A 3,445-nucleotide genomic window follows, 5' to 3' on the forward strand; every position below is an offset into this window, starting at 1 on the left:
TCCGCCAGACTGACTAGCCATATTTCCCATTTGATTGGTTCCTTGAATGGCTGCGGATTTATTATTAAAACCGTTTTGGATCATATCATCAACGGTTTGGATATTGACATCTATTATGTCGTTGTATTGCAGTCTATATTCAGGGATCTCATAAGTTATTAATTGACCATCATCGATGGGTTCATTTCCTTCCTGATTCTGAAGGTAGATAATCTTCTCATTAGAAACACATGACGTAACTGCAATTAGGGCGATAATTGCAACAATCCATTTTCGGATACTCCGCATATATAATTTTTTATTAAACTCGATCAAAAACTGGGCAAACATAATCATTTTAACAGAAATTGAGGGCAAAATTTACGAATTCATAAAACAGGTTGTTTAATTGGCAATCTTCAAAACAAAGATTTGACGATTCTTTATGTATCAAAAGATAGTAGTCTATTTTTAATTTAAGTGAATGAACAGTGGGAGGAGACTCGACAATAGTTAAATACCTTTTGTTAGACTTAAAATGGCCCTTGCTCTGGCAAGATCTTCAGCAGTATCTATTGCAACAGCCTTATGAATGGTTTCAACCATTCTTATTTTAAAGCCATTTTCCAAAAGTCTCAATTGCTCCAGCATTTCAATTCCTTCTAATTTCCCTCTCTCCATTTGAGTATATGCGAGTAAAGCATCCCTCCTGTATCCATATATCCCAATATGTTTCCAATAGAAAAGATTTAGTATTTTTTCTCTATTGTAAGGGATTGCAGATCTCGAAAAGTATAAAGCGTCATTATTTATATCTGTAACTACCTTAACAAAATTCGGATTCTGGGCTTCATCTTCCGATATCATAGTTTTTAAGGAGGCAATTTGAACATCTTCATTTTTAAAAGAATCTACCAAATCATTGAGCGAACTTCTATCTTGGAATGGTTCATCTCCTTGAACATTCACAATCAAATCAGCATCAACTTGTTCTAAAGCCTCTGCAATTCGGTCCGAACCGGATTCATGATGCTTTTGACTAAAAAAAACTAGTCCATTCAAGGCCTTTATCTGGTCCGCTATTTCTTCATGGTCCGTCACAACCCAAACTTCATCAAACACTTCAGTTGCTAGCGTACTTTGGTAGGTCCTTTGTATTACTGTTTTCCCTCCAAGATCTTGAACTAACTTAGCAGGAAGTCTAGTTGATGCATATCTTGCAGGAATTAATGCTGCGCTTTTCAATGAATTTGCTTTAAAATGATTATTTGAAAAATGGGAAAAGATCACTTCACTCGAAAAGCCTTTTTCAACTTTTTCATGAAACCTGAATCAATTTTTTTGATTCGCTTCTTTTTAGATTCTAGATCTTCACCATAATAATTGTACATATACTTATTATTCTGAGAATACAAATATGTATTTCCGTAGCCATAATTGTAGCCTTCATAATGATATCCAGAGTTTATTATTCCGTTAAAAACCCCATATACATTCTTAACTTGTTTGTTGTTAAACAAATCATTAATCATGACCAAGTGATCTTTTACAGTATAACTTTGCCGAACAACATATAAATTAATATCAAAAAGTCTCATCAAATCAATAGTTTCTGAGACTAAACCCATTGGCGGAGTATCAAAAATTACCACATCAAATCTCTCTTCTAAATATTGCAGAAAATCTTTTAGTCTTTGGGTCTGAAGAAGTTCTGCAGGATTTGGTGGAATCACTCCCGAAGGAACAAAATAAAGATTATCATGCTGGCTTTTAAAAATAATATCGTCTGCATCTACTTTTCCTATTAAATAGGTAGAAAGACCAACTTTATCTGAATGACCAAAATAGGACGCTAGTTTAGGCCTTCTCAAATCCCCTCCTACTACAATTGTTTTTTTAGAACCTAAAGCCATCGCTGAGGCAAGGTTTAAAGAGGTAAATGTTTTTCCTTCTCCTGATACTGAAGATGTAACTAAAATTTTCTTGGTATTTTTCCCGCTTGCCAAATAAGTAATTGCAGATCTTAGCGATCTAAATGATTCAGCTACAGCAGATTTAGGGTGCTCTAATACAACTTGATTAGTTTCTTTTTGGCTATATCCAATAATTCCCAACTGAGGAATCATAAAATTCTTCTTCAAATCTCTTTGATCTTTAATGGTGTCATCAAAAATATCCCTGACAACTATGAATCCAAAAGGGATCAAAAATCCTAATACTATTGCCAAACCATAATTCTGCTGTTTTTTTGGAAAAATTAAAGTTCCCCTTTTTGCAGGATCCAAAATGGAATTATCAGAGACATTGGAGGCCATTGCAATTCCGGCTTCAGCTCTCTTTTCTAATAAATAGGTATATAGAGACTCTCTTAATTTAAACTCTCTGAAAATCCCTGTGTATTGAGATTCAGACTCAGGCAAAGTCGAAAATTGGGAATCATAAAAGTCAATATCATTTTGAATATTTGATTTCTTTTGGCGGGTATTTGCAATTAGGTTCACTACATTCTCAAATAGAGATTCCTGAACCTTTTCCATTTGAACATCTATCTTGATTACCTCAGGATGGTTCTCATTTACTGTGGCTAGTAACTTTCTTCTATCTTGTGAAAGTGTAACTAATGTTTGAATCAAACCATTTAATAAAGGGTCAGGTACACCTATGACTGATGGGGCAATCACATCAGAAAAGTCTTTACTTTTCTGTTCCATGTACTGTCTTATCTGTTCAAAATAATTTAGTTGGTAGTCCAATTCAGCACTCATTTCATCCAACGTATTCATTTTGGTTAATATGTTTGAAAACTCAGCTGAAACATCCAGCATTTTATTTTCAACCTTGAAATTTTGAAGTTCTTGTTCTTTATTCTTCAAAGAATCTTCTAAAAACCCTAGTTGCTCCTCAATAAACCTGATTGTATTTTCCTGGATTCTATTTTTTTCATTTAAGTCGTAATCTATGTAAGAAGTCATAAGAGCATTAATATAATCTCTGCCTTTCTCGACAACTTTTGTATTAGTACTTAATCTTAATACAGAGCTATATTCATTTACAAGACTGACATTGATAGCTTTTCCAAGTTGTTCCTCCAAGACAGCAGGGTTTCTCAAACTAAAAACAATGGATTCTCCTGCTCTGCTTGGATTGACTAGAAAAACTGTAAACTTTGATCTTCCCGTTTCTATTTCCTCACCAAAACTAAAGGTCTTATTGTAAATAGACTCATCTCCCGCAGCCATCGCAGAATTAAAGTCCATAAAACCGGAAGTCTCTGGTAAAATTTTAAAATTATCTTCAGATAATATTTGTAATTCAGAAGGGGTATCAGTTACCTGTAAATGATCCCAATCCACATCAATTCTGATTGGAGATCGATCATAAAGCTCAATCGCTTTAATATTGGTTTTAGCAAAGTATTCTACATCGAAATGAACCTTCTGCAAGGCTTCATGAGCAAGGTTTTTTG

General features: G+C 34.0%; 2 protein-coding genes and 1 pseudogene. All 3 read right to left on the reverse strand.

Annotated elements, in window-relative coordinates:
- Positions 1 to 336, reverse strand: a pseudogene (locus Q0L68_RS18210) (hypothetical protein); the annotation flags it as partial.
- A 156-nt stretch (positions 337 to 492) separates the two neighbouring features.
- A complete protein-coding gene (gene kdsB / locus Q0L68_RS18215) occupies positions 493 to 1,224 on the reverse strand; it encodes a 3-deoxy-manno-octulosonate cytidylyltransferase (protein ID WP_296705685.1) in 732 nt (243 codons plus the stop codon).
- A 41-nt stretch (positions 1,225 to 1,265) separates the two neighbouring features.
- Positions 1,266 to 3,445, reverse strand: a 2,180-nt coding sequence (locus Q0L68_RS18220) for a polysaccharide biosynthesis tyrosine autokinase (protein WP_296705686.1), incomplete at its 5' end; no start/stop codon positions are given.

The sequence above is a fragment of the Algoriphagus sp. genome (genome assembly GCF_024642405.1).
Classification (GTDB): domain Bacteria; phylum Bacteroidota; class Bacteroidia; order Cytophagales; family Cyclobacteriaceae; genus Algoriphagus.